At 65.3% G+C, this 24918-nt stretch carries 26 protein-coding genes and 1 riboswitch; of the genes, 19 read left to right on the forward strand and 7 right to left on the reverse strand.

All coding sequences use genetic code 11. From position 1 onward, the window contains the following. Positions 1-22: 22 nt before the first annotated feature. Positions 23-1075, reverse strand: coding sequence for a glycosyltransferase family 4 protein (locus H1B27_RS27115; RefSeq protein WP_197968179.1), 1053 nt, complete (start codon positions 1073-1075; stop codon positions 23-25). Positions 1076-1348: 273 nt separating this feature from the next. Between H1B27_RS27115 and H1B27_RS27120 the strand changes: the two genes are divergently transcribed. The 3 genes from H1B27_RS27120 to H1B27_RS27130 all read left to right on the forward strand — a co-directional run bounded on the left by H1B27_RS27120 (position 1349) and on the right by H1B27_RS27130 (position 3135). After that, positions 1349-2074 (forward strand): L,D-transpeptidase, encoded by a 726-nt coding sequence (locus tag H1B27_RS27120; protein WP_061877540.1) that lies wholly within the window; start codon positions 1349-1351, stop codon positions 2072-2074. A gap of 97 nt (positions 2075-2171) precedes the next feature. After that, positions 2172-2591 (forward strand): c-type cytochrome, encoded by a 420-nt coding sequence (locus H1B27_RS27125; protein ID WP_197968180.1) that lies wholly within the window; start codon positions 2172-2174, stop codon positions 2589-2591. A 205-nt stretch (positions 2592-2796) separates the two neighbouring features. Continuing rightward, positions 2797-3135, forward strand: a complete 339-nt coding sequence (locus H1B27_RS27130; protein ID WP_197968181.1) for a GIY-YIG nuclease family protein — start codon at positions 2797-2799, stop codon at positions 3133-3135. Between the two features lie 106 nt (positions 3136-3241). Here the strand turns inward: H1B27_RS27130 and H1B27_RS27135 are convergent, their stop codons facing one another. Both H1B27_RS27135 and H1B27_RS27140 read right to left on the reverse strand, forming a co-directional pair. Then, positions 3242-3520, reverse strand: a complete 279-nt coding sequence (locus H1B27_RS27135) for a hypothetical protein (RefSeq protein WP_061877538.1) — start codon at positions 3518-3520, stop codon at positions 3242-3244. Continuing rightward, positions 3513-4307 carry a DUF899 domain-containing protein gene (locus H1B27_RS27140; RefSeq protein ID WP_197968182.1) on the reverse strand — a complete coding sequence of 265 codons (795 nt, stop codon included), beginning with the start codon at positions 4305-4307 and terminating at the stop codon, positions 3513-3515. The genes H1B27_RS27135 and H1B27_RS27140 overlap by 8 nt, the downstream gene beginning before the upstream one ends. Positions 4308-4454: 147 nt before the next feature. Here H1B27_RS27140 and H1B27_RS27145 point away from each other — a divergent pair, with 147 nt between their 5' ends. From H1B27_RS27145 to H1B27_RS27175, 7 genes are all read left to right on the forward strand, one after another. After that, complete coding sequence (locus H1B27_RS27145) at positions 4455-5675, forward strand: winged helix-turn-helix domain-containing protein (RefSeq protein WP_197968183.1); 1221 nt, start codon at positions 4455-4457, stop codon at positions 5673-5675. 29 nt (positions 5676-5704) lie between these two features. Further along, positions 5705-6343 carry a Vgb family protein gene (locus tag H1B27_RS27150; RefSeq protein ID WP_197968184.1) on the forward strand — a complete coding sequence of 213 codons (639 nt, stop codon included), beginning with the start codon at positions 5705-5707 and terminating at the stop codon, positions 6341-6343. Between the two features lie 236 nt (positions 6344-6579). Beyond that, positions 6580-8148, forward strand: coding sequence for a DUF4403 family protein (locus H1B27_RS27155; protein WP_197968185.1), 1569 nt, complete (start codon positions 6580-6582; stop codon positions 8146-8148). Between the two features lie 321 nt (positions 8149-8469). After that, positions 8470-9579, forward strand: a complete 1110-nt coding sequence (locus tag H1B27_RS27160) for an ABC transporter ATP-binding protein (RefSeq protein ID WP_197968186.1) — start codon at positions 8470-8472, stop codon at positions 9577-9579. A 56-nt stretch (positions 9580-9635) separates the two neighbouring features. Beyond that, a complete protein-coding gene (locus tag H1B27_RS27165; protein ID WP_197968187.1) occupies positions 9636-10694 on the forward strand; it encodes an ABC transporter substrate-binding protein in 1059 nt (352 codons plus the stop codon). A gap of 282 nt (positions 10695-10976) precedes the next feature. After that, positions 10977-12239, forward strand: a complete 1263-nt coding sequence (locus H1B27_RS27170) for an ABC transporter permease (RefSeq protein WP_197968188.1) — start codon at positions 10977-10979, stop codon at positions 12237-12239. After that, positions 12236-13066 (forward strand): ABC transporter permease, encoded by an 831-nt coding sequence (locus tag H1B27_RS27175; protein ID WP_061877529.1) that lies wholly within the window; start codon positions 12236-12238, stop codon positions 13064-13066. The genes H1B27_RS27170 and H1B27_RS27175 overlap by 4 nt, the downstream gene beginning before the upstream one ends. Positions 13067-13174: 108 nt before the next feature. Here H1B27_RS27175 and H1B27_RS27180 read toward each other — a convergent pair whose 3' ends face one another. Together H1B27_RS27180 and H1B27_RS27185 are read right to left on the reverse strand one after the other, a co-directional pair. Continuing rightward, entirely contained in the window at positions 13175-13690 is a 516-nt protein-coding gene (locus tag H1B27_RS27180; RefSeq protein WP_061877528.1) for a PRC-barrel domain-containing protein, read from the reverse strand. Between the two features lie 225 nt (positions 13691-13915). Then, positions 13916-14464 (reverse strand): hypothetical protein, encoded by a 549-nt coding sequence (locus tag H1B27_RS27185; RefSeq protein WP_197968189.1) that lies wholly within the window; start codon positions 14462-14464, stop codon positions 13916-13918. 180 nt (positions 14465-14644) lie between these two features. Between H1B27_RS27185 and H1B27_RS27190 the strand changes: the two genes are divergently transcribed. Continuing rightward, entirely contained in the window at positions 14645-15385 is a 741-nt protein-coding gene (locus H1B27_RS27190) for a response regulator (protein WP_061877526.1), read from the forward strand. Positions 15386-15396: 11 nt separating this feature from the next. Further along, a complete protein-coding gene (locus tag H1B27_RS27195) occupies positions 15397-16719 on the forward strand; it encodes an ATP-binding protein (RefSeq protein ID WP_197968190.1) in 1323 nt (440 codons plus the stop codon). A 6-nt stretch (positions 16720-16725) separates the two neighbouring features. Here H1B27_RS27195 and H1B27_RS27200 read toward each other — a convergent pair whose 3' ends face one another. Further along, on the reverse strand, positions 16726-16941 hold the full coding sequence (locus H1B27_RS27200; RefSeq protein WP_028178064.1) for a hypothetical protein: 216 nt from the start codon (positions 16939-16941) through the stop codon (positions 16726-16728). 284 nt (positions 16942-17225) lie between these two features. Between H1B27_RS27200 and H1B27_RS27205 the strand changes: the two genes are divergently transcribed. From H1B27_RS27205 to thiC, 6 genes are all read left to right on the forward strand, one after another. Continuing rightward, a complete protein-coding gene (locus H1B27_RS27205; protein ID WP_197968223.1) occupies positions 17226-17774 on the forward strand; it encodes a lytic transglycosylase domain-containing protein in 549 nt (182 codons plus the stop codon). Positions 17775-17909: 135 nt separating this feature from the next. Continuing rightward, positions 17910-18038: riboswitch (TPP riboswitch) on the forward strand. Beyond that, positions 18026-19048, forward strand: coding sequence for an FAD-dependent oxidoreductase (locus H1B27_RS27210; protein ID WP_197968191.1), 1023 nt, complete (start codon positions 18026-18028; stop codon positions 19046-19048). Its footprint overlaps the riboswitch before it by 13 nt. Next, complete coding sequence (gene thiS / locus H1B27_RS27215) at positions 19039-19236, forward strand: sulfur carrier protein ThiS (protein ID WP_061877523.1); 198 nt, start codon at positions 19039-19041, stop codon at positions 19234-19236. Before H1B27_RS27210 ends, thiS begins: the two co-directional genes overlap by 10 nt. A gap of 256 nt (positions 19237-19492) precedes the next feature. Next, positions 19493-20275, forward strand: a complete 783-nt coding sequence (locus H1B27_RS27220) for a thiazole synthase (RefSeq protein ID WP_197968192.1) — start codon at positions 19493-19495, stop codon at positions 20273-20275. Further along, positions 20262-20870 carry a thiamine phosphate synthase gene (locus tag H1B27_RS27225; protein ID WP_197968193.1) on the forward strand — a complete coding sequence of 203 codons (609 nt, stop codon included), beginning with the start codon at positions 20262-20264 and terminating at the stop codon, positions 20868-20870. Before H1B27_RS27220 ends, H1B27_RS27225 begins: the two co-directional genes overlap by 14 nt. A 167-nt stretch (positions 20871-21037) precedes the next feature. Next, positions 21038-22936 (forward strand): phosphomethylpyrimidine synthase ThiC, encoded by a 1899-nt coding sequence (gene thiC, locus H1B27_RS27230; RefSeq protein WP_197968194.1) that lies wholly within the window; start codon positions 21038-21040, stop codon positions 22934-22936. Positions 22937-23072: 136 nt separating this feature from the next. On the opposite strand, the gene H1B27_RS27235 is transcribed toward thiC, so the two are convergent. Continuing rightward, positions 23073-24194: a hypothetical protein gene (locus H1B27_RS27235; protein WP_197968195.1), complete on the reverse strand. Its 1122-nt coding sequence runs from the start codon at positions 24192-24194 to the stop codon at positions 23073-23075. Here H1B27_RS27235 and H1B27_RS27240 point away from each other — a divergent pair. Next, on the forward strand, positions 24187-24693 hold the full coding sequence (locus H1B27_RS27240) for a mismatch-specific DNA-glycosylase (RefSeq protein ID WP_197968196.1): 507 nt from the start codon (positions 24187-24189) through the stop codon (positions 24691-24693). The two genes, H1B27_RS27235 and H1B27_RS27240, sit on opposite strands and share 8 nt — an antisense overlap. Positions 24694-24918: the final 225 nt, after the last annotated feature.

Below are 24918 nucleotides of genomic sequence, written 5' to 3' on the forward strand. Positions count from 1 at the left end.
TCGCTGTGGTTCGAATGGACGGTCAACCGCGCACCGGCCGCCGCGCCATGCGAGGCGAGGCGCGCAGGACGCGGCTGGGCTGCAGTGAGGTGAGATTGCCGACGAACTGGCGCGCGCTGTTCTCCCAGGAGCGCTCCAGCGCGAAATTGCGGCAGGTCTCGCGCGACATGGTGAGCGCGCGCAGGCAGGCGGTGCGCAGATCGTGGTCGATCGCGCCGATCGGGTGATCGGCAATGACGTCCTTCGGTCCCGTGACCGGAAACGCCGCGACCGGCGTGCCGCAGGCGAGCGCCTCGAGCTGCACCACGCCAAAGGTGTCGGTCAGGCTCGGAAACACGAAGACGTCGGCAGCGGCGAGATGCGCGGTCAGATCCGCGCCCTTCTTCTCGCCGAGGAAGACGGCGTCCGGGTACTTCTTTTCGAGCGCCGCCTTCTGCGGCCCGTCGCCGACGACGACCTTGGTGCCGGGCAGGTCGAGCGAGAGGAATGCTTCGAGATTCTTCTCCACCGCCACGCGGCCCATCGTCATGAAGATCGGGCGCGGCAGGTCGAGCTCGGCCGGACTATCGGGATGGAACAGTTCGGTGTCGACGCCGCGCGTCCAGAAACCGAGCCGCTTGAAGCCGCGCTCGGACAGCTCCTGCCGCAGCGAGGGCGTCGCCACCATCGTCATGGCGGCGGCATCGTGGAAGTGGCGCAGCACGGCATAGCCGATTGCGGCCGGGATGCCGGTCCGCACCGCGACATATTCGGGAAAGCGCGTCGTGTAGGAAGTGGTGAAGGCAAGCCGGCTGCGGCGGCAATAGGCCCGTGCCGCCCAGCCGATCGGGCCCTCGGTCGCGATATGCAGCGCATCCGGCGCGGCCTTCTCGATCCGCCGTGCGATCTCCTTGCCGCCCGGCAGCGCAAAGCGCAGGCCCGGATAGGTCGGCAGCGGCCAGGACGGAAAGCCGTCGGGGGTGAGGAAGTCGATCTCGACGTCGAGGGCCTTCGCCGCATTCGCCAGTGAGGTCAGGGTGCGGACCACACCGTTGACCTGCGGATGCCAGGCGTCAGTCGCGATTAATACCCGCATGGGAAGATCCCGAGAGTTTGATGATTCTCAGGCATCGACCATCAACGAAGGATATTTCAGGCGTGTGACGTCACAGAAGTGTCGGCGTGCTGTTTTGTTCGTTAACGGGCCGTCGGGGCCACGAAACCGTCATGAAACAATCCTTTCCGCGACGAAACCGTTTTCGGTTTTCCGCGCAAATGTCCCGAAACGTTTCGCCGTTAGGACTTGAGGCAACGGAGCACCGAAATGGTGCCGCGGTGAGCAGAAACACCGAGCAAACAGGGGCGACCAATGTTCAATCTGGATATGTTCAAGACGTTTTCGCGCGCCGCTGCGTTCAGTGCAGCCGCGATCTCCGCAATCGCGTTCGCTAGCGCAGCCAAGGCCGCGCCGGTGCAGATCTTCCCGTTCTTCCAGCCGCTGCCGCCGATGACCGCGCCGCAGCCGCTGCAGCCCTATCAGCCGTATCAGCCCTATCAGCCGCCGACCTACCAGACAGAGCCGTCCGAGGATCAGGACGCAGTCGAGCTGCCGGCCCGCTTCCGCCGCCAGACCGTGTCTTATGCAACGCGCGAAGCGCCGGGCACGATCATCATCGACACGCCCAACACCTATCTCTATTATGTGCTCGGCAACGGCCAGGCGTTGCGCTACGGCATCGGCGTCGGCCGCGATGGCTTCACCTGGTCCGGCATCCAGTCGGTGAGCCGCAAGGCGGAGTGGCCGGCCTGGACTCCGCCGCCGGAAATGATCGCCCGCCAGCCCTATCTGCCGCGCCACATGGCCGGCGGCCCCGGCAATCCGCTCGGCGCCCGTGCGATGTATCTCGGCGGCACCATCTACCGGATCCACGGCACCAACGCGCCCGAAACCATCGGCAAGCGTGTCTCCTCGGGCTGCATCCGCATGACCAACGAGGACGTCACCCACCTCTATTCCCGCGTGAACGTCGGCACCAAGGTGATCGTGCTGCCGATGACCGAGCGCAGGGCCGAGCTCGGCACGGCAACGCGCTGAGCGACCGGACATTGTGACGCAAGCGGCCCCGGAACCCGCCGGGGCCGTCTTTGTTTGCCCTCGACATCCCGACGCGCTTGCTGCGGCGCGATCCCCGATGGAGGCGCAAATGCGACCCCGCCTGCAACCTTCGTCAAAAGCGTGGATCGGCGCCGGGGCACTGACGCTGCTGTTGTCCGCACCCTTCTCACTCGCGCAGCAACCCGCGAGTGACGATAAAGGCCAGCAAGCCTTCAACAACTCCTGCCGCACCTGCCACTCCATGAAGGAGGGCGACAATCGGCTCGGTCCCAACCTCAACAAGATCGTCGGACGCAAGGCCGGCTCGCTGCCGAACTACAACTACTCCTCGTCGATGAAGGAAGCGGGCTTCGCCTGGGACCAGGACAAGCTCACCCGCTTCATGGTCAAGCCGGACGAGGTCGTCTCCGGCCACAAGATGCAGCCCTATGGCGGCGTCTCGGCAGAGGAAGCGAGCAAGGTGTTTGCGTATCTGCAGGCGGCGGGCGGTCAATAGCGGTGCCCGCGCCGGGCGGTTTCAGGTTTGCTTTAGAACTCGCGGCGCATCCTTCGAGACGCCCGCCTACCGGCGGGCCCTCAGGATGAGGATTGAGTGTGCGGCCGCAGTCTCTCCGCCCTACTTGCACCAGTCATCAAATGCCAGTTAGCCTCATCCCGAGGAGCGCGCCCTTGCGCGCGTCTCGAAGGACGAGGCGTGCACGATGACCGAAGGCGCGTGGCTCTACATTCTCAGATGCGCCGACGGCAGCTACTACATTGGCACGACGCGCACCGAGCTCGAGGTCAGGGTCGCACAGCACAACGCCGGCACGTTCGAAGGCTACACGAAGTCGCGACGTCCCGTGACGCTGGCCTTCTCGCAATGGTTCGATCGCATCACCGACGCGATCGAATGCGAGCGCAAGCTCAAGAAATGGAGCCGCGCGAAAAAGGAAGCGTTCATGCGCGCCGACTTCGCCGAACTCCATGAGCTGGCAAAGCGCGGATCGCATCATCCTTCGAGACGCCCGCCTACGGCGGGCCCTCAGGATGAGGACTGAGTGCGGGGCAGCTCTCTAGCCGCGGCGACGATGTCGATTAGCCTCATCCTGAGGAGACCGCGAAGCGGTCGTCTCGAAGGACGAGGCGTTCGCACCGGCGGCGCGCTTACCGGCTGACTGGGCGTCGCCATTCTGCGATCAATCTCAGCCACGCCGATGCATGAAACGCGCTCATCAAGACATACATCGGCACCATTCCGCCGAGCAGAGATCCCTGCCCGGCGGCACACAGCAGATCTGCCGGCCCACCCCCGGTCATGGCCGTCAGCGCGGCCATGATCGCGAAGGTCGGCGTGGCCGCCAGAGTGAGCCATCGGGCGACGTGACGTGCGGTCGCCGCGCCGTCGCGGCCGGCGCCGACAGTTGCGCTGACGGGACTAGTCACGTCCTTCCGCAGCCTCTTTGCGAAAGGCCTTCTCGCCGGCGTCGGAGATCTCGACCCATCTTTTGTCGGGCGCGGCGCCTTCGGTGTAGCTGTCGTGCCAGTTCCACCATTTGTAGGTCGGGGTCTGCGGATAGCCTTGCGGCGAATCCTCCCACACCTCCTGGCGGCCGAGCGGGGTGATGTCGAGATAGTTCCAGGTCCCGCCCATCTGCTCGTCGCCCCGGCTCTTGACGAAATAGGTGCGAAAGATGCGGCTGCCGTCGCGGTAGAACACATTCGTCCCGTGCCATTCGCCGACGCCGAAATCGGCATCGAAGCTGTCGGTGATGGTGACCCACGGCATGGTCCAGCCCATCCGCTTCTTCAGCCGCGCGATGTCGGCCTGCGGCGCGCGCGAGGCGAAGACGAGCGTGGTGTCGCGCGCGTTGAGGTGCGCGACATGGGCAACCTGGTCCGCCACCATGGAGCAGCCGCGGCAGGCATGATCGGGCCAGCCGAACACGCCGGGCTCGAAGAACGCGCGGTAGACGATCAGCTGCCGCCGGCCCTGGAACAGGTCGAGCAGACTGAGCTTGCCGCCGGGCCCCTCGAACGCATAGGTTTTGTCGACAGCCATCCAGGGCATCCGGCGCCGCGCGGCGGCCAGGGCATCGCGGGCACGGGTATGCGCCTTTTCCTTCACGAGCAGTTGCTGACGGGCTGCCTCCCAGTCCTGCGGCGACACCACCGGCGGTGTCTGCATGGCGGTCTTTCCGTGCGTCGCTGCGTTGTCTGCTGAACTCATCATGGTCCTCCAATTCCCTTGCCTGGGCGAAGCTCCGCCGCACCTTGACGGTCGCGGAACCGATCGTCCCTCGCCGCACATCGTCGGCCGTCAACGATTTCTGGCACCGGACAGCCGCGCGGTGGGAGTAACAAGTGTGGCGGGATTGACATGGAGTCGCTGATCACCGCCGCGGCGCGCGCGCTCGAAGCCGGCGATCCGCTCGGCGCGCTGAACCGCGTTGCGTTGCGCAACGATGCGCCGTCGCTCGCGCTGCGCGGCATCGCGATGGCGCAGCTCGGCGATCTCGCCAAGGCCAAGACGCTGCTGCGAAGCGCCGCGCGCGGCTTCGGTCCGCGCGAGGCGGTGGCACGCGCAAGATGCGTGGTGGCCGAAGCCGAGATCGCGCTGGTCTCGCGCGATCTGAGCTGGCCGGTGAAGACCCTCGCGGCGGCACGCGCGACGCTCGAAAACCATGGCGATCTCGCCAATGCCGCCCATGCAGGCCACATCGAGGCGCGGCGTTTGCTTCTGGTCGGGCGCCTCGACGAGGCCGAGCGCACGCTGGCCGAGGTCCGTCCTGCGCCGCTCCCGCCCGCCTCCCAAGTCGTCCGCGAGCTCGTGGTCGCCGGCATCGCCATCAGGCGGCTCAGAACGAAAGACGCGCGCACGGCCCTCAGCCGCGCGGCTCACGCGGCGCGCCTGGCGAAAATCCCGGCGCTGGTGGCCGAGGTCGACAGCGCGAGCCTCATGCTCGACACGCCGGCAGCGCGCCTGATCACGCGCGGCAGCGAACATCCGTTGCTGCTCGGAGAGATCGAACGACTGGCGACCTCGACGGCGCTCGTCGTGGACACCTTCCATCATGTCGTGCGCAGGCAAGGCGTCGTCGTGCCGCTCGGAACGCGCCCCGTGCTGTTCGCGCTCGCTCGCCTGCTGGCGCAGGCATGGCCCGCCGACGTCTCGCGAGAGGCGTTGATATCAGGCGCCTTTCACGCAAGGCACGCCGATGAATCGCACCGCGCGCGATTGCGCGTCGAGATCGGACGGCTCCGCACCAAGCTGAAGCCACTGGCCGAAATCAGCGCGACGAAGCCGGGCTTTGTGCTGACGCCGCGGAAGACGCGCGACGTCCTCGTGCTGGCGCGGCCCCTCGAGGAGAAGCACGCGGCCGTGCTGGCCTTTCTCGCCGACGGCGAGCCATGGTCGAGCTCGGCGCTCGCAGTTGCGCTTGGGATCAGTCCGCGCACCGTGCAGCGGGCGCTCGACGAGCTGGCGCGGTCGCACAAGGTGCAGTGCTTCGGACACGGACGGGCACGCCGCTGGATGACGCCGCCTGTTCCGGGTTTCCCGACAGGCTTGTTACTCCCCACGCTGCTCCTGAAGACGTAGGATGCGCGCAAGCATCAGGGAGCGAGCACATGAAACGTTCAGCCACCGAGATCGTCACCGAGTATGGGCCCTTTCCTGGCGTGGAAGCCGTGCATGGCGTCAGCTACGACGGCAAGCATGTCTGGTTCGCATCCGGCGACAAGTTGAACGCTTTCGATCCGGCGAGCGGCAAGATCGCGCGCTCCATCGACGTCGCCGCGCATGCGGGAACGGCGTTCGACGGCCGGCACCTGTTCCAGATCGCCGAGGATCGCATCCAGAAAATTGATGCCGCCTCGGGCGAGGTGCTCAGCACCATTCCGGCACCCGGCGGCGGCGGCGATTCCGGCCTTGCCTGGGCCGAGGGCTCGCTCTGGGTCGGACAATATCGCGAGCGCAAGATCCATCAGGTCGATCCCGACACGGGAAAGGTCCTCCGCACCATCGAGAGCAAGCGTTTCGTGACCGGGGTGACCTGGGTCGACGGCGAGCTCTGGCACGGCACCTGGGAGGGCGAGGAGAGCGATGTGCGGCGAATTGACCCTGATACGGGCAAGGTGCTGGAGCAGCTCGACCTGCCCGCCGGAACGGTGGTGTCGGGGTTGGAATCCGACGGCGGCGACCGCTTCTTCTGCGGCGGCGGAGATCGCGGCAATGTGAGGGCGATCCGCCGTCCTCGGCGCGGCTAAAGCATGATCCGGAAAAGTGCGCGGCGGTTTTCCGAAAAGATCATGCTTAAACGACAGCCTGGAGCGCGATGCCGATTCATCCCGATCGCATCGCGCTTTAGCCCGCAATGCTTGAAGGCCTGGTAACGGCGCGTTCGCTTCCGTTAACCTGTTCGCCCCAATTCCACCCCACCGGTGCGCTCTAGCGCCCTCTTCGCCCGCCCTGTAGAATCCCACCGGGGCTGCTTGGGGGATTGATGCGACCGACGTTGAATCTGAAGACCATCCTGATCGGCCTGGCAGTGCTCGCGGCGTCGTTCTTCATCAGCCTGAAGGCGATGGATCTCCTGTCGCCGCACGCGCCGAACTCGGCGCCGCCGGTCGCACAACTGCCGCCGCTGCCGCCGGCGTCGAAGAGCTCCATCGTCATCGCACCGGTCGCCATCGCGCTGTCGGCGATCCGCGAGCAGGCCGAGAAGGCCGCGCCGCGCAATTTCGCCGGCAAGGCCGACAACCCGATCTCGCAAATCCTGGAGAACGCCGATATCGGCTGGTCCGCGGCGCGCGGCCCGATGGCAGCTAGCGGCGACAAGGACGTGCTGACGATCTCGACGCCGCTCAGCGGCAAGCTGAACGTGACGGGGTCGCTGTCGTCGAAAGCCACGGGCGCGCTCGGCGACGCGCTCGGCAGCGTGCTCGGCGGTGACGCGGCGAAACGGATCGGCGCCGTCAACATCAAGAACCTGAACGCCAGCGCCGAGATCAAGGGCAACGTGGTCGTCACCTCGCGCCCGAAGCTCGCGGCCGCCTGGCATCTGGAGCCCAATCTCGGCGCCCAGGTCAATCTCGGCGACACCAATCTCGCGGTCGCCGGCGCCAAGGTCAACGTGCCGGCGCAGGTGAAGCCGCTGATCGACAAGACGGTCGGCGAGCAGATCAACGCGGTCGCCGAACGCATCCGCAACGATCCTTCGCTGCGAGAGAACGCTAGGGTGCAATGGGCCAAGGCGTGCCGCTCGATTCCGCTGCAAGGCTCGGGCTCCTCGGCCGCGCTGCCGCCGCTCTGGCTCGAGATGAAGCCGGTGCGCGCGATCGCGGCGCAGCCGCGCGTCGATGCGCAGGCCGTGACGCTGCTGCTCGGCCTCGAGGCCGAGACACGTGTCACCTCGGCGGCGACCAAGCCGGAGTGTCCGTTTCCCGACAAGATCTCGATCGTGCCGCCGACCGGCACCGGTGTGAGCATCGGCGTGCCGATCGACGTACCGTTCACCGAGATCAACAAGCTGATCGCAGCGCAGATGGTCGGCCGCACCTATCCCGAGGACGGCTCCGGCCCGGTCGACGTCACCGTCAAGAGTGCCAATGTGACCCCTTCGGGCGACCGGCTGCTGATCTCGCTTCTGGTGCGCGCCAAGGAGAAGAAGAGCTGGTTCGGGCTCGGCGCCGAGGCGACGGTGCACATCTGGGGCCGGCCGATTCTCGACCAGGCACGGCAGACACTACGGCTCGACGACATCGAGCTCGCGGTGGAATCCGAGGCCGCCTTCGGCCTGCTGGGCGCCGCCGCGCGCGCGGTGGTGCCGCAGCTGCAGCAGGCGCTGTTGCAGAGGGCAACGCTCGATCTGAAGCCGATCGCTGCGAACGCCCGCGAGAAGATCGCGGCCGCAATCGCCGACTACCAGAAGAGCGAGGACGGCCTCAAGGTCGAGGCCAAAATCGACAGCCTGACGCTCGCCGACATCGCCTTCGATTCCAAGACCCTCCGCGTGGTCGCGGAAGCCGGCGGAACGCTGAACGTGTTCGTGACGAAGCTGTCGGGAATGTAGCGCCCCTACAGAGCTATCGCATTTGACTTTGTTGCGCGACCTGCGCGCACGCCTCGTGCTTCGAGACGGCGCTTACGCGCCTCCTCAGGATGAGGCTATTCGGCCTCAGTGCCCTTTGAACTGCAGCCACGCACTCCGTCCTCATCCTGAGGAGCCCGCCCAAGGCGGGCGTCTCGAAGGATGGCCGCAGGAAAGAGCTCTGAAATGCAATAGCCCTGCCACTCACCGGACCCGCACACGTCCTCGTCGCTTGCGCCGCTGGCATTCTCGCTGCACGATGCTAATCTCGCATGGCATTGGACGGGACAACGCGAGGACGACATGGAAGCCGGCATGGTCACACCTGCGCCGGCACTGGTACGCTTTTCCGGCATTCAGAAGACCTATGATGGCGAGCATCTCGTGGTGAAGAACCTCGATCTCGACATCAGGAAGGGCGAGTTCATCACCCTGCTCGGCCCCTCGGGCTCGGGCAAGACGACGACGCTGATGATGCTGGCCGGCTTCGAGGTACCGACCCATGGCGAGATCTATCTCGCGGACCGCCCGATCAAGAACGTGCCGCCGCACAAGCGCGACATCGGCATGGTGTTCCAGAACTACGCGCTGTTTCCACACCTGACGATCGCGGAAAACATCGCCTTCCCGCTCTCCGTTCGCAAGTCGAGCAAGGCGGACGTTCAGGACCGCGTGAGGGCGGCGCTGCGCATGATCAAGATGGAAACTTTTGCGCACCGGCGGCCGGGGCAGCTGTCCGGCGGTCAGCAGCAGCGCGTGGCGCTGGCCCGCGCGCTGGTTTTCAATCCGCAACTCGTGCTGATGGACGAGCCCCTTGGCGCCCTCGACAAGCGCCTGCGGGAGCAGATGCAGCTGGAGATCAAGCAACTGCACGAGACCACGGGCATCACGATCGTCTACGTCACCCACGATCAGAGCGAAGCGCTCACCATGTCGGACCGCATCGCCGTGTTCAACGACGGCATCGTGCAGCAGATCGACAAGCCCGATGCGCTGTATGAGCATCCGGTGAACAGCTTCGTCGCTCACTTCATCGGCGAGAACAACGTGCTCCCCGGCACCGTGGAAACCGTCGAAAGGGACTATTGCCGCGTCGCGCTGGCCGGTGGCGGCACTGTCGCCGCAAGGGCGGTCAACGTGTCAGGCGCGGGCGCATCGACCTCCCTGTCGGTGCGGCCGGAACGTGTCGCGATTGTTCGGGATGGCAGCGCCAGCGAGGGACCGAACCGGCTGCCGGCAAAAGTGCAGAACACCATCTATCTCGGCGACCACGCGCTGGCCGTGCTCGACGTCGCCGGCAACGGCGAGTTCATGGTCAAGCTTCAACCGGGAGCGCATCACGGCCTCCCACAGGGCGAATGCGTCTTCATCACCTTCCGCCCCGAGGACTGCCTGGCCCTCGATCCCGTCTGATCAGGACCCGCATCGATCAACCTCAACGCAACTCACATGTAGAAGGAAAAGGAACCATGTTGAAGCGCAAGATTGGCAAGATCGCTCTGGGTTTGGTCGCGGCACTGAGTGCCAGTGCTGCGCTGGCCACGGTTGCAGAAGCGCGCGACCTCACCGTCGTGTCGTGGGGCGGCGCGTATCAGGATGCGCAGAAGAAGGTCTATTTCGAGCCGTTCAAGAAAGCTTCCGGGATTCCCATGAACGACGAGTCCTGGGACGGCGGCGTCGGCGTGTTGCGCGCCAAGGTGCAGGGCGGCGCCGCCACCTGGGACGTCGTCCAGGTCGAGAGCGACGAACTGGCGGTCGGCTGCGAGGAAGGCCTGTTCGAGAAGCTGGATTATTCCAAGATCGGCGGCGAGGCCGCCTATATCCCGCCATCGGTCAACCCTTGCGGCGTCGGCGCCATCCTCTACGATTTCGTCCTCGGCTACGACAAGGACAAGTTGAAGCAGGCCCCCGGCGGATGGGCCGACTTCTTCGATACCAGGAAGATTCCGGGCAAGCGCGCCTTGCGTCAGGGCCCGAAGACCACGCTCGAAATCGCCCTCATGGCCGACGGCGTCGCGCCGAAGGACGTCTACAAGGTGCTGGCGACCGACGAAGGCATCGATCGCGCCTTCAAGAAGCTGGACACCATCAAGGGCGACATCGTCTGGTGGAAGGCCGGCGCGCAGCCGCCGCAATTGCTCGCCTCCGGCGAGGTGGCGATGACCTCGGTCTACAATGGCCGCATCGACACCGCGAACAAGAACGAGAAGAAGAATTTCGGCATGGTGTGGGACGGCGCGCTGTTCACCCTCGACAGCTGGGTCATCCTGAAGGGGAGCCCGAACAAGGACGCGGCCTACAAGTTCCTGGACTTCGTCGGCAAAGCGGAGAACCAGTCAAAGCTGTCGGAGAACATTGCCTATGGCACGTCGAACAAGGATGCCGCCGGACGACTCCCAGCCGCCGTCCTGAAGGATCTGCCGACCGCGCCTGACAACATCAAGAACGCGGTCGAGATCAACGTTGCCTTCTGGCTCGAGAACATCGACCGCCTGACCGAGCGCTTCAACAAATGGGCGGCGAAATAGCAAGCGACCGAACCGTTGTATGGCGCAGGCGGAGGGAAAAACGTGGCGGATAGCTCGCCCGCGGCGCATCCTTCGAGACGCCCGCCTACGGCGAGCCCTCAGGATGAGGTCTAAGTCTGTGGCAACGATTCTACAGGCACCGATCTCGAGGAGCCTCATCCTGAGGAGGCCGCGAAGCGGTCGTCTCGAAGGACGAGGCGCCTGCTCAGGCCGCGCCGAAAGGCCACATGCAATAGCCCGCTCCGAATGGGCGAGTGATGTCCGTTCAAAAGGGCTCATGCCATGACGGATGCACTCTTGACCGGCGCCGATGCGTCGACCGAGGTGCCGCTCAAGCGCCGATTGAGGCGCACCGAGCGGACACGCCAGCTCAAGGCGTTGGCGCTGGTAGCACCGCTTCTCGTCTTCCTGCTCTTCACCTTTGCCGGGCCGATCGCCGGCATGCTGTGGCGTGCGGTCGACGACCGCGAGGTCCGTCAGGTTCTGCCGAACACCTTGGCTGCGCTCGCTGGGTGGGACGGCAAGGACCTGCCGGACGAAACCGCCTACGCTGCGCTGGCAAGCGACATCCTGGCGGCGCGCGCCTCCGGCACCATCGCCATCGCAGCCAAGCGGCTGAACTACGCGCTGAACGGCTTCCGCACGATCCTGACCAGCACGGCCCGCAACCTGAAGTCGGAGCCGGAGCGAGGGACGGCCAAGGAGACGCTGGGCAGGATCAATCCCGCTTGGCGCGACCGCGCCACCTGGACGACGATCAGGGACGCCGGCGGTCCAGTGACCAGCTTCTACCTGCTGGCGGCGCTCGACCTGACGCGGAACGTGGACGGCGCGATCGTCGCAGCCCCGCCGGACCAGGCCATCTATCGCAGCCTGTTTGCCCGCACCTTCATCATCAGCCTCAGCGTCACCGCACTCTGCCTGATCCTCGGCTTCCCGGTGGCTTATCTCCTGGCGACGCTGCCGCCGGCCCGGTCGAACCTGCTGATGATCTTCGTCCTGCTGCCGTTCTGGACGTCGCTTCTGGTCCGCACCTGCGCCTGGATCGTCCTGTTGCAGAGCAAGGGAGTCGTGAACGACAGCCTGCTGTGGCTCGGCATCGTCGACGAGCCGTTGCGCCTGATCTACAACCGCTTCGGCGTCTGCGTGGCCATGACCCACGTTCTGTTGCCGTTCATGATCCTGCCGCTATACAGCAGCATGAAGGCGATCTCGCCTGCCTACATGCGTGCCGCCGCTTCGCTCGGCGCGCCACCCCTCACCGCCTTCCTGCGGATCTACCTGCCGCAGACCCTGCCCGGGATCGGCGCGGGAAGCCTGCTCGTTTTCATCCTGGCGCTCGGCTACTACATCACGCCGGCCCTCGTCGGCGGCGCCGCCGACCAGATGATCAGCTACTTCATTGCGCTCTACACGACCGAGACGGCCAATTGGGGCCTCGCTTCGGCTTTGGGTGCGGTGCTGCTGCTGGCCACCGTTCTGCTCGCCCTTGTCTACGGCAAGCTGGTGCAGGGACAGCAGGTCACGGGAGGCATGAAGAATTGAGCGATAGCCCCTCCCTCCGCACGCCCAGCCAGCGCATCGCGTGGACCGCGACGATCATCGTCTCCACGCTGGTGTTCGTCTTCCTGATCGCGCCGATCCTGGCGATCATGCCGCTGTCCTTCAGCTCGGGCTCGTACCTCACCTATCCGCTGCCGGGCCTCTCCTTGCGCTGGTACGACGATTTCATCAGTTCGCCGCGCTGGATGAACTCGCTGAAGAACAGCATGATCATCGGCGTCGCCTCGACGGCGCTGTCCATGGTCCTTGGCACGACGGCCGCGCTGGGGTTGGCGCAGTGGAAGAGCCGGTTCAAGCCGCTCGTGCTGGCCTTCGTGCTGTCGCCGGTGGTCGTGCCGGGGGTCATCACCGCGGTCGGCCTGTATTTCTTCTTCGCACCGATCGGGTTGACCGGCAGTTATCTCGGCCTGATCCTGGCCCACACCGCGCTGGCGACGCCCTTCGTGGTGATCACGGTCGGTGCGACGCTGCAAAGCTTCGACACCAATCTGGCACGCGCCGCCGCCTCGCTCGGCGCCTCGCCGCTTCAGGCGTTCCGCCGCGTGATCCTGCCGCTGATCCTGCCGGGCCTGGCGTCGGGTGCGCTGTTCGCCTTCGCGACCAGCTTCGACGAGGTCGTGATCGTGCTGTTCATGGCAGGCCCCGAGCAGCGCACCCTGCCGCGCGAGATGTTCAGCGGCATCCGCGAGAACATCAGCCCGACCATCACGGCAGCGGCGGTGATTCTAACGACGGTCTCGGTCATCCTCCTCGCCACCCTGGAAGGCCTGCGCCGGCGCAACGAACGGCTCAAGGGCACCGGGGCCTGACCGGCGGCGTCGCAATTTCGTGGCGAGCTGCTCGCGATGGCGAAAAGACACGACAGCGCGCCCAGTGAGAACCGGGCGCGCTTCGTTCAGGCAGTTACGCGAGCCGCATTACTCCGAGTACTTGAACTCGGGCATGTTCTTCAGCTCGTCCTTGCTGGCGTTGAACACGGCGTGGTCCGGATACCATTTCGACGTGGACGACGTCGCGGTCGCAGCGGGCCTGTCGGTCGCAGCGCCGGTGGTGGTGGTGGTGGTCGCGCCCGGCTTGGCGCTCGTGCCGGTATAGGCGACGGCCTCGTTGACGAACTTCAGCTTCTCATAGGGCACGGCGACCAGATGCTCGCCCACGCCGAGGAAGCCACCGACGCCGATCACGGCGATCTTGATGTCGCCGTTCTTGTCCATCAGCAGATCATTGATCGTGCCGATGTTCTCGTTGGCTTCGTTGTAGACCTTCAGGCCGTCCATCTTGGACGTACGCCACTGGCCCGACGCGGTCGTGGATGTCGTGGTGGCGGCCGCGGTCGGCGCCTTGTCGGTGGTGGCGGTCGGCGCTTGCGCGAACGCGGCGGTTGCAAGAAGTGCGGTGCCGGCAAGGCCGGCGGCGATCGATTTCGTCAGCATGTTTGTCCTCTCCTTCACAGAAAACTCGTGCGGGGAAAACAGCGCTGATCACTTGCAGTTCCTTGCGCGCCGCAATTTCGTCGCGCAATGCGCGAGCGGGAGCCACAACTATTGTTCCTGCGTCACTCAGGAACATTTTGCGATGCACGGTTCCCCGCCGACAATCATGCGCCCTGGGCGACGCATGACCGCGGCGAGGACTGCGCCGACCTCAACTCGCTCAGGTCAGCTCTTGAAGTCGATCAGGAGCGCGGAGAAATCCGAGCTGCTCGATGAGCTGCCGTTGGCGCCGTAGGACGATGCCGACGATTGCGACTGTTGCAGCGCCTGCAGGAACTGCTGGAGGATCTCGGCCGTGGTCTGGTCCGTCGAGCTGTTGCTCGAGTCCGTCGTCGTCGAATCCGAAGAGTCGTCGTCCGGCGGCGGACCGGGCGGCGGGCCGCCTGCGCCACCCGCGCCGCCCGCGAAGGCGGATTGAAACACGCTTTTCAGCTCCTCGGCCTGGTCCGAGGTCAGCGTCCCGTTCGACACTTCATTCGAGATGAGGTCGTCGATCTTCGACTGCATCTCCTCCCTGGAGGGAGGCGCACCGCTCGACTGGTCGCTCGATCGGCTCTGCTGGAGCGCCGTGTCGATATCGGTCAGCGCCGTCGAGAGCGCGGACTGGTCCGACGACGAGATCGTGCCGGCGGAGACTTGCGATTGCAATTCCTGCTGAAGCCGCTGGAGCGGCGATTGATAGCTGCCGGCGGACGCCGCCGAAATCGAGGTCATGATGGCTCCGTGGTTGTTGCGGGGTTTCGTCGCCGACCACGCCACGGTATGGTTAACGGCCTTAACGCAGTCTTGCCACTCCGCCATCCGTCGATTGCCGCTCGTTTCAGGCAACCGAACAGAAACAAATCGAAACAAAAATATTCGCCATTTGGCCCGAATCTTGGTCAAACAAATCGCATGGCCATCCCCAATCCCAACATCCTGGTCGTCGAGGACGACCGCGAAACCCGGGCGTTGATTGCGAAATATCTGCGCAGCAACGCCTGCAACGTCACCGCCGTGAGCGATGGCCGCGAGATGTCGCGGGCGATGGCCGACCATCGCGTCGACCTCATCATTCTCGACGTCATGCTGCCCGGCGAAGACGGCCTCAGCCTGTGCCGCAAGGTGCGCGCCGAATCGCAGACGCCGATCATCATGCTGACCGCGCGCGGCGAGGACGTCGATCGCATCGTCGGCCTCGAGATGGGCGCGGACGACTATCTGCCGAAGCCGTTCAACCCGCGCGAGCTGCTCGCCCGCATCAACGCGGTGCTGCGCCGACAGGCCGCGGCGCAGGCGGCGAGCGCGGTCGAAGGCGCGAGCACGCTCGCCTTCGAAGGCTGGCGCATCGATCTGCGCCTGCGCGAATTGCGCAATCCCGAGGGCGCGCGCGTTGCGGTGACCAGCGCCGAGTTCGATCTGCTCAGGACGTTCTGCGAGCGGCCGGGCCGCGTGCTGTCGCGCGACAGCCTGCTCGACCTCACGCAGGGCCGCAACGCCGGCTCGTTCGAGCGCTCCATCGACGTGCTGGTCAGCCGCATCCGCCGCAAGATCGAGCCCAATCCGGCCGACCCCACCCTGATCAAGACGGTGCGCTCCGGCGGCTACTTGTTCACGCCGAGGACGGAAGCGGTCGCGACGCCTCTGAGCGGCTGAGCCTGCCGAAGATGAAGCCGCCCGGGTTCTTCCACCTCAACGGCATCGGCGGGCAGATCGCCGCGCTGGTGCTGGCGTCGACTGTCGCGCTCCATCTCGTCGTCACCACCGCTTTCCTGATCGGCCGGCCCGACCGCCAGGAGACGCCGCCGGACGGCGCCCATCAACTGACCGATGCCGCACAGCTGCTCGGCGCGGCCGAGGCGAGCGAGCGGCCGCGCCTCGTCGCCGATCTGGCGCGCGCCTTTCCCAGGCTCGGCATCGAGATGCTGGCACCCGGCACCGCGGCCGTCGAGACGAGCGACAGTCCGCACCTGCGCGAGATGCGCCGCCACCTCCCCCCGGGCTTCAAGGCGGTGCAGCTCGCCCCGGACGGGAATGCGCGCCGCGTCGGCATCGAATTTCCCGACGGCACGGTGATCGCAGCCCGTGGCGATGGCGGCCCGCGGCCGATGTTCTGGGGCGCGCCCTGGCTGATGGCGCTGATGACCGCCTTCATCTGTGTCACCGTGCTTGGCCTGTGGGCGGCGCGTACGCTGACGAGGCCGCTGTCGTCCTTCGCCAAGGCCGCCGAGAATTTCAGTCTCGACCGCACCTCCGAGCCGCTGCCCGAGCGCGGGCCGGAAGAGATCCGCCAGGTCGCGCGCGCGCTCAACCGCATGCAGGAGCGGATCGCGCGGCTGATGGCGGATCGCACGCGGATGCTGGCCGCGATCAGCCACGACCTGCGCACGCCGATCACGCGGCTGCGCCTGCGTGCCGAGTTCATCGAGGACGAGGGCAACCGCAGGCGCATGCTGATCGATCTCGACCAGATGCGCTCGATGCTGGAATCGGTGCTGTCGCTGCTGCGCAACGATCGCAAGATCGAGGCCTTGACGCTGGTCGACATCGCCAGCACGCTCCAGCTCATCGCCGACCAGTTCGGCGACATGGGTCATGTCGTGCGATACGACGGACCGGCGTCCGCGACCGCCGCCGCGCGGCCCGACGATCTGCATCGCGGCGTCACCAACCTGGTCGAGAACGCGGTCCGCTTCGGCGCCGAGGTGACGATCCGTCTCGTCGTCTCGGGCACGACGCTCGTCATCGACGTCGAGGACGACGGCCCCGGCATTTCGGATGCGCGCAAGCAGGAGATGCTGGAGCCGTTCGTGCGCGGCGACGACGCACGCACCATGGACGAGTCCACCGGCTTCGGGCTCGGCCTCTCGATCGCGCGCGCGATCGCAATCACCCATGGCGGCGAGCTGTCGCTGCACGACCGCGAGCCACATGGCCTGATCGTGCGGATGCGATTGCCGATCTGGCAGGAGCCGCGGCTCGCGGCTTGACGCACCTCACGCCGCGAGCGGCGGGTGCTCGACGGCCTCATGCGGGAAGATGGCCACCGCCTCGAAGCGATAATTGCAGGCGCGGCAGGTCCAGAGGTAGGAGACGCGCCCCTCGCCCGGCTCGATCCAATCGGGCTGCGCGATCGGCGTGCCGCACTGGGCGCAAGGGTTGTGTCTGGGGATGTCGCCGGTGTGTGCACTGACGAGGCTGGCTTTTGTCATGGCACCTCTCCCGATTTGCAGCGCTTGCGTGCTCGCTTTCGCGAGCCGGCACGAATAGACAGGCGTGCTGTCGCGCGGGGGTCATCCGCCCCGGAAGCCCAACTACGCCAGCTTTGAGTCGTAACGGCGGCACGGCACCGCAAAAACGTCAGCGGCGTCGTTTGGTCACATCATCGCCGTGTTCGGGGGCCTAAAGCATGATCCGGAAAAGTGCATCGCGGTTTTCCGAGCAGATCATGCTCAAACAATAAGGCAGCCAGACCCAGGCAAGTCGGGAATAAATGATGAAAATTTTACGCGTTGCCGCGCTGCTCGCGGCCGGATCGATTTTGCCGCAGGCCGCTATTGCCGGCGAAGCCGAATATGCCGAGATGGTCGCAGCCCATGCCCGCGCCAACGGCGTGCCGGAAGCGCTGGTGCATCGCGTCATCATGCGCGAAAGCCGCTATCAGCCGCACCTCGTCGGCCGTGGCGGCACGATCGGGCTGATGCAGATCAAGCTCGCGACCGCCCGCGGCGTCGGCTACACCGGCGATGCCGCCGGCCTGCGCGATCCCAACACCAACCTCACCTACGCGGTCAAATACCTCGCCGGCGCCTATCGCGCCGCCAATGGCGATCATGCCCGAGCTGTGCGTTATTTCGCGGGCGGCTATTACTACGCTGCAAAGCGCCAGCGCCAGGAAGCCGTGCAACTCGCCAATGCGGGCGAGACCGTGGGTCAGCCCTGGCTCGAGCCGAACGGCAACCCGCAGCCGATGGTCGGAACCGCGCCGACGCACAGGAAGCTCGCCCAGCGCGTCCGAAACGCGCGGGCGCAGGCCCCGCGCTAACCACCGTCATTCCGGGGCGGTCCGTAGGACCGAACCCGGAATCTCGAGATTCCGGGTCTGGTGCTTCGCACCATCCCGGAATGACTGGCCTTGCGCCAACACGCGTTGACACTGCCCGCCACTGGCATACATTAGCACCGTTCCGAGGGGTGCTCCGAGGAGGAGCTGAGATACCGCTAAATGGGCAATAACGCCCAGGACCGCGGTGACCCTTTGAACCTGATCCGGGTCATGCCGGCGAAGGGACAGGGATGTTGCAGACCACCAAGCGACCGGATTCCCCGGTATCCATCATCGGCGCAGGCATCGCAGGCGCCTGGCAGGCTTTGCTGTTCGCACAGGCGGGTCACGCCGTGACCTTGCACGAGCGCGGTGACGAGGCGATGACGGACGCCACCAGCCATTGGGCCGGCGGCATGCTCGCACCCTATTGCGAGGCCGAGGTCGCAGAACCCATCATCAGCCGCCTCGGCCTGCGCTCGCTCGACATCTGGCGGCGCGAGCTGCCGGATACGCCCTTCAACGGCTCGCTCGTCGTCTCCCATCCGCGCGAGCGCAACGATTTCGAGCGCTTCGCCCGGATGACCGAGGGCCACGAGCGGCTCGACGCCGCCGGCCTCGCCGCGCTGGAGCCCTCGCTGGAGGGCCGCTTCCGCGACGCGCTGTTCTTCCCGGCCGAGGGCCATGTCGAGCCGCGCCGCGTGCTGCCGAAGCTGCACGAGCGCATCCGCGCCGCCGGCGGCACCATCAGGTTTTGCAGCGACGTCACCGCAAACGATCTCGCAAAGGATCCCGAGGGCATCGTGATCGACTGCCGCGGCATCAGTGCCCGCGACGAGCAGGGCGAGCTTCGCGGCGTCAAGGGCGAGATGATCCTGATCGAGACGAACGAGGTGCAGCTTGCGCGCCCGGTGCGGCTGATCCATCCGCGCTGGCCGCTCTACGTGATCCCGCGCGAGGCCGGCCTGTTCATGCTGGGCGCGACCTCGATCGAAACAGAAGACACCGGCGTCAGCGTGCGCTCGGCGCTGGAGCTTTTGGGCGCGGCCTATACCGTGCATCCGGCGTTCGGCGAAGCCCGCATCCTCGAATTCGGCTCAGGGCTTCGGCCTGCCTATCCCGACAATTTGCCGCGTATCGGCATCTGTGGCGGCAGGATCAGCGTCAACGGGCTCTACCGCCACGGCTTCCTGATCGCGCCTGCGCTCGCCGAGCTGACGCTGGCCTATGTCCAGCGCGGCCAGATCGACAATGAGGTGATGCAATGCGCGTGATCGTCAACGGAGAGCAGCGCGAGGTCAGCGCGGCCAGCGTCGATGCGCTGCTCAACGAGCTCGACTACGAAGGCAACCATTTCGCCATCGCGCTCAATTACGACGTCGTGCCGAAAAGCCGCTGGGCCGAGACCGCCCTGAAGGCCGGCGACGAGATCGAGATCATCACGCCGCGGCAGGGAGGGTGAGCGGGATGAGTGAAGCTATCGCCGTCCTTCGCCTCTCCCCGCCTGCGGGGAGAGGCCGGAATTTGCAAAGCAAATTCCGGGTGAGGGGGACTCTCCGCGAGTCCAACTCTCACCGTCCCCGCGGAGGCCCCCCCTCACCCATAGCCGATGCTGCGCATCGGCGTTCTACTAAGAAGAGCGGCGGCCGCAGGCCGCCGATGCCTCTCCCCGCAAGCGGGGCGAGGGAGCGCACTGAATTCGAGGAGACACCTTCAACATGGTGACCTTCTACGGCAAGACCTTCGCCTCGCGCCTCCTGATCGGCAGCGCGCTCTATCCCTCACCCGCGATCATGCAGGACGCAATCCGCGCCTCCGGCGCCAACATCGTCACGGTGTCGCTGCGGCGCGAATCCGCCGGCGGCAAGAGCGGCGATGCGTTCTGGAAGCTGATCCGCGAGCTCGACGTCACCGTGCTGCCGAACACCGCCGGCTGCCGCACCGTGCGCGAGGCGGTGACCACGGCCAAGCTCGCGCGCGAGCTGTTCGGCACGAACTGGATCAAGCTCGAAGTCATCGCCGACAACGACACGCTGCAGCCCGATGTCGTCGGCCTCGTCGAAGCCGCGACCATCCTGATCAAGGACGGCTTCGACGTGTTCCCCTATTGCACCGAGGATCTTTCGGTCGCCAACCGCCTGGTCGACGCCGGCTGCAGGGTGGTGATGCCCTGGGCCGCGCCGATCGGCAGCGCCAAGGGCATCACCAACCGCGATGCGCTGACGCTGCTGCGCGAGCGGCTGCCCGACATCACGCTGGTGGTCGACGCCGGTCTCGGCGCTCCCTCCCACGCGGCCCAGGCGCTCGAGCTCGGCTACGACGCCGTGCTGCTCAACACCGCCATCGCCAAGGCCGCCGATCCCGTCGCCATGGCCGACGCCTTCCGCCTCGGCTGTGATGCCGGCCGCACCGCTTATGAAGCCGGGCTGATGAACGCCCGCGACTTCGCCTCTCCTTCAACCCCTGTCGTTGGGACCCCGTTCTGGCATGCCGTATCCTGATCGATTTTATCCCGTCGTCGACAGCCTCCAATGGGTCGAACGCCTGACCAGGCTCGGCGTCGGCACCATCCAGCTGCGCGCGAAGGAGCTCGACGACTCCCAGGCGCTGCAGATCGTCACTGACGCGCTGGCGATCACCAAGGGCACGCAGGCCAAGCTGGTGGTGAACGACTATTGGCGCGCGGCGGTCGTCGCCGGCGCAGAATATCTGCATCTCGGCCAGGAGGACCTCGCTGAGGCCGACCTCAAGGCGATCCGCGAGGCCGGCCTCAAGCTCGGCATCTCCACCCATGACGACGACGAGCTTGCGGCCGCGCTCGAAGCCCAGCCCGACTACGTCGCGCTTGGCCCGATCTTCTTCACCACGCTCAAATCGATGCGCTTCGAGCCGCAGGGCATTCCAAAAATCACAGAATGGAAGAAGCGCATCGGCAACATCCCGCTGGTCGCCATCGGCGGCATCAAGTTCGAGCACGCCGCGGAGATCTTTGCGGCCGGCGCGGATTCCATCGCGGTGGTCAGCGACGTGACGCAAAACCCCGACCCCGATGCCCGCGTGCGGCAATGGCTCGGCCTGTCGAAGGAGGCGGAGTGATGCGCACACTCTCTCCACACCGTTATTGCGAGCGTAGCGAAGCAATCCAGGATCTTTCCGCGAAGGCAGTCTGGATTGCTTCGTCGCAAGGGCTCCTCGCAATGACGGAGCAAGAATTCATCGCCGTGGCTCAATCGCACGCACAACAGAATTAACCGGAGGATCCCATGAACATCCGCTCCAATCCCGACAAGACCGTGCCCGCCGTCACCACCGGCCCCCTGCCCTCCTCGCGCAAGATCTTCGCGACGCCCGACGCCGCGCCCGACCTGCGCGTGCCCTTGCGCGAGATCATCCTCTCCGAGGGCGCGGGCGAGCCGAACCTGCCCGTCTACGACACCTCGGGCCCCTACACCGACCCGTCCGTCACCATCGACGTCAATGCCGGCTTGCCCCGCAACCGCAAGGCGTGGGTGCTGGAGCGCGGCGGCGTCGAGGAATATGAGGGCCGCCAGATCAAGCCGGAGGACAACGGCAGCGTCTCCACCGACAAGGCCGCGCGCGCCTTCTCGGCCTATCACAAGCCGCTGCGTGGCCTCGACGGCCACAAGATCACGCAGCTCGAATTCGCTCGCGCCGGCATCATCACCAAGGAGATGATCTACGTCGCCGCGCGCGAGAATCTCGGCCGCAAGGCACAGCTCGAGCGCGCGGAAGCCGCCCTTGCCGACGGCGAGAGCTTCGGCGCCTCCGTCCCCGCCTTCATCACGCCGGAGTTCGTCCGCGACGAGATCGCGCGCGGCCGCGCCATCATCCCCTGCAACATCAATCATTCCGAGCTCGAGCCGATGATCATCGGCCGCAACTTCCTGACCAAGATCAACGCCAATATCGGCAACTCCGCGGTGACCTCGTCGGTCGAGGAAGAGGTCGAGAAGATGGTGTGGGCGATCCGCTGGGGCGCCGACACCGTGATGGACCTCTCGACGGGGCGCAACATCCACACCACCCGCGAATGGATCTTGCGCAACGCGCCGGTGCCGATCGGCACCGTGCCGATCTACCAGGCGCTGGAGAAGTGCAACGGCGATCCCGTCAAGCTGACCTGGGAGCTCTACAAGGACACGCTGATCGAGCAGTGCGAGCAGGGCGTCGACTATTTCACCATCCACGCCGGCGTGCGCCTGCAATACATCCACCTCACCGCCAGCCGCGTCACCGGCATCGTCTCGCGCGGCGGCTCGATCATGGCGAAGTGGTGCCTGGCACATCACAAGGAGAGCTTCCTCTACACGCATTTCGACGAGATCTGCGACCTCATGCGCAAGTATGACGTCTCGTTCTCGCTCGGCGACGGCCTGCGCCCGGGCTCGATCGCCGACGCCAACGACCGCGCCCAGTTTGCTGAACTCGAAACGCTCGGCGAGCTCACCAAGATCGCGTGGGACAAGGGCTGCCAGGTCATGATCGAAGGCCCCGGCCACGTGCCGATGCACAAGATCAAGATCAACATGGACAAGCAGCTCAAGGAGTGCGGCGAGGCGCCGTTCTACACGCTCGGGCCGCTGACCACCGACATCGCGCCGGGCTACGACCACATCACCTCAGGCATCGGCGCTGCCATGATCGGCTGGTTCGGCTGCGCCATGCTCTGCTACGTCACGCCGAAGGAGCATCTCGGCCTGCCCGACCGCAACGACGTCAAGACCGGCGTCATCACCTACAAGATCGCCGCCCACGCCGCCGACCTCGCCAAGGGCCACCCCGCGGCGCAACTGCGCGACGACGCCCTCTCCCGCGCGCGGTTCGAATTCCGCTGGACCGACCAGTTCAACCTCGGCCTCGATCCGGATACCGCCAAGAGCTTCCACGACGAGACCCTGCCGAAGGAAGCCCACAAGGTCGCCCATTTCTGCTCGATGTGCGGCCCAAAATTCTGCTCGATGAAGATCACGCAGGACGTGCGGGATTACGCCGCGACGCTGAACGACCCGAACTCGGTGGGAATGTCGATGAGCGGCACTGCCGAGGACGGCATGAAGCAGATGAGCGCGAAGTTCAAGGAGATGGGGTCGAGCGTTTATCTGGATGCGGAGAAGGTGAAGGAGAGTAATCGGGTGTTGTGAGGGTTAGCTCTGCCCGTTATTCCCGCCCCACTCCATTTTGTGGAAATTAAGCAGGCCAGCGAGAGCCGGCCTGCTTAATTCGGCAGGATTCTCGTCGTCCCCACTATCACTTAGACGTGGGGATCGAGGCAACTTTTCATTGAAGTATCCGACGTCCGGGCAGCATCTCGCGCAAGAAGCCATTGAAAGCTTCGGCGAGCAGAACACGACGAGCCGCCCAAAACTCCTCGGCTTTGTCGACGTCCCAAAGCGATACGTCGAGCGGAATACATTGGCTCTCCAGCGTTTCCCGCTTGAGTTTCCTTAGATAGACGTCCGGCGAAGCAGCACCGACGTTTCTGTTAGCTTCGCCGCTAATAAAAGCAATGTTGGCGACTGCATCTGCTTTGCCTCTACTCGATTCTTCAAACTGCGCGCGAGGCAAGATATGATGCCGATCCACATTCGCCTGCAATAAAATCGGAGAACCGGAGAATAGATCGCGAAGCCCTCGGTGTCGGCAGGCGATATAGGCTGCGAATAGAGCCCCCTTATCGTTGAGTGCACCTCTAAAATCATTTGCAATTGCACCGAACGCTCCAGCATCTCTACGAACGTTAGTTAGCAACTTTCCAATCGGATCGTCGGATCGGCACGCGCGTAAGTCTTGGTCTAATGCTGTTTCAGACGACTTACTGTAGCGGTGCAACAGGGCTGCCATGGCCAGCCATCCCGCCACGCCTCTTGGGTCCCTATTACGTACGCCGCGCGATGCGCACAATGCGATGACAGGGACAAGAAGCGCGCCGCTCCATAGGATGTCCATATTGACCAGGCCAAACTCATTCCGAATGAGCGCCATCGCCTCCTTTGTTGCCCGTTTTGTTGCAGACCAAGCACTTGCGACCTCGGAACGGCTTAGCTCATGGAGAGGAGTTCGACTTCGGCCGTCTGGAAGCGCAACGAACGCACATGCACGAAATAAGTGCATAACGTTCAAGCGGGAAAAACCCTCACCTTTGAGTTCGGCAACGAACGGCGCCACCTCATCCGCAATGAAACCTGTATGCTTTGCAGCAACGCGCGCGCTGGCGATATCCTCTGTCTTTAACTTAACCCCCAAGGTATTGATGCGGGTAAATGCCTCCACAGCCTGATCGAAGGAGAAATCCCGCATATGAACCGCTGGAATTTCGTACTGCATCAATCTACGCACATTCTCAAATTTGGCCTCACGACGCTCACCCTTCAACCCGTCAGGTAGAGATCTCGTGATCAACTCCCACCGCCTCCCCGACCAACTCCGCTCCAATCTCCGCCTCGTCTTCGTCGGCACCGCCGCCTCGACGCGCTCGGCCGAGCTTGGGCACTACTACGCCCATCCCGGCAACCGCTTCTGGCGCGCGATCCATGAGGCCGGCATCACGCCGCGGCGCTATCAGCCGGGCGAGTTCGCATCGCTCATCGCGCTCGGGATCGGCTTCACCGATCTCTGCAAGACGGACGCCGGCATGGATCACCAGATCGCGGCGGAGACGATCGACGTGCCGGGGTTCAGGGCGAAGATCGAGAAGTACCGGCCGCGGACGATTGCGTTCACGAGCAAGAAGGCGGCGAGCCTGTTCTACGGCAGGCCGTCAGCTGCGATTGTGCTGGGGCGGCAGGCGCGCGATGCAATGTGGCCGGAGATATTCGTGCTGCCCTCGCCCTCGGGTGCTGCATCGGGGCATTGGACACTAGAGCCGTGGCGCGAGCTGGCGGCGTGGATCGCCGCGTAGGTTCAGCGAACAATAGCGCGTCACATTCCGCTGTCGTCCCCGCGAACGCGGGGACCCATAACCCCAGGGAGTAGTTTGGCGGAGACTCGGCGTTTCGGTACTGCCACCAACCGCAATAGATAGATCTCGCGGTATGGGTCCCGGCGTTCGCCGGGACGACACCGTTGGTTTGGCGGCACGCGTATAAAAAGGAACGTTGTCGGAATCCGCGCAGCCCATTCGTCC

Source organism: Bradyrhizobium diversitatis, assembly GCF_016031635.1.
Classification (GTDB): domain Bacteria; phylum Pseudomonadota; class Alphaproteobacteria; order Rhizobiales; family Xanthobacteraceae; genus Bradyrhizobium; species Bradyrhizobium diversitatis.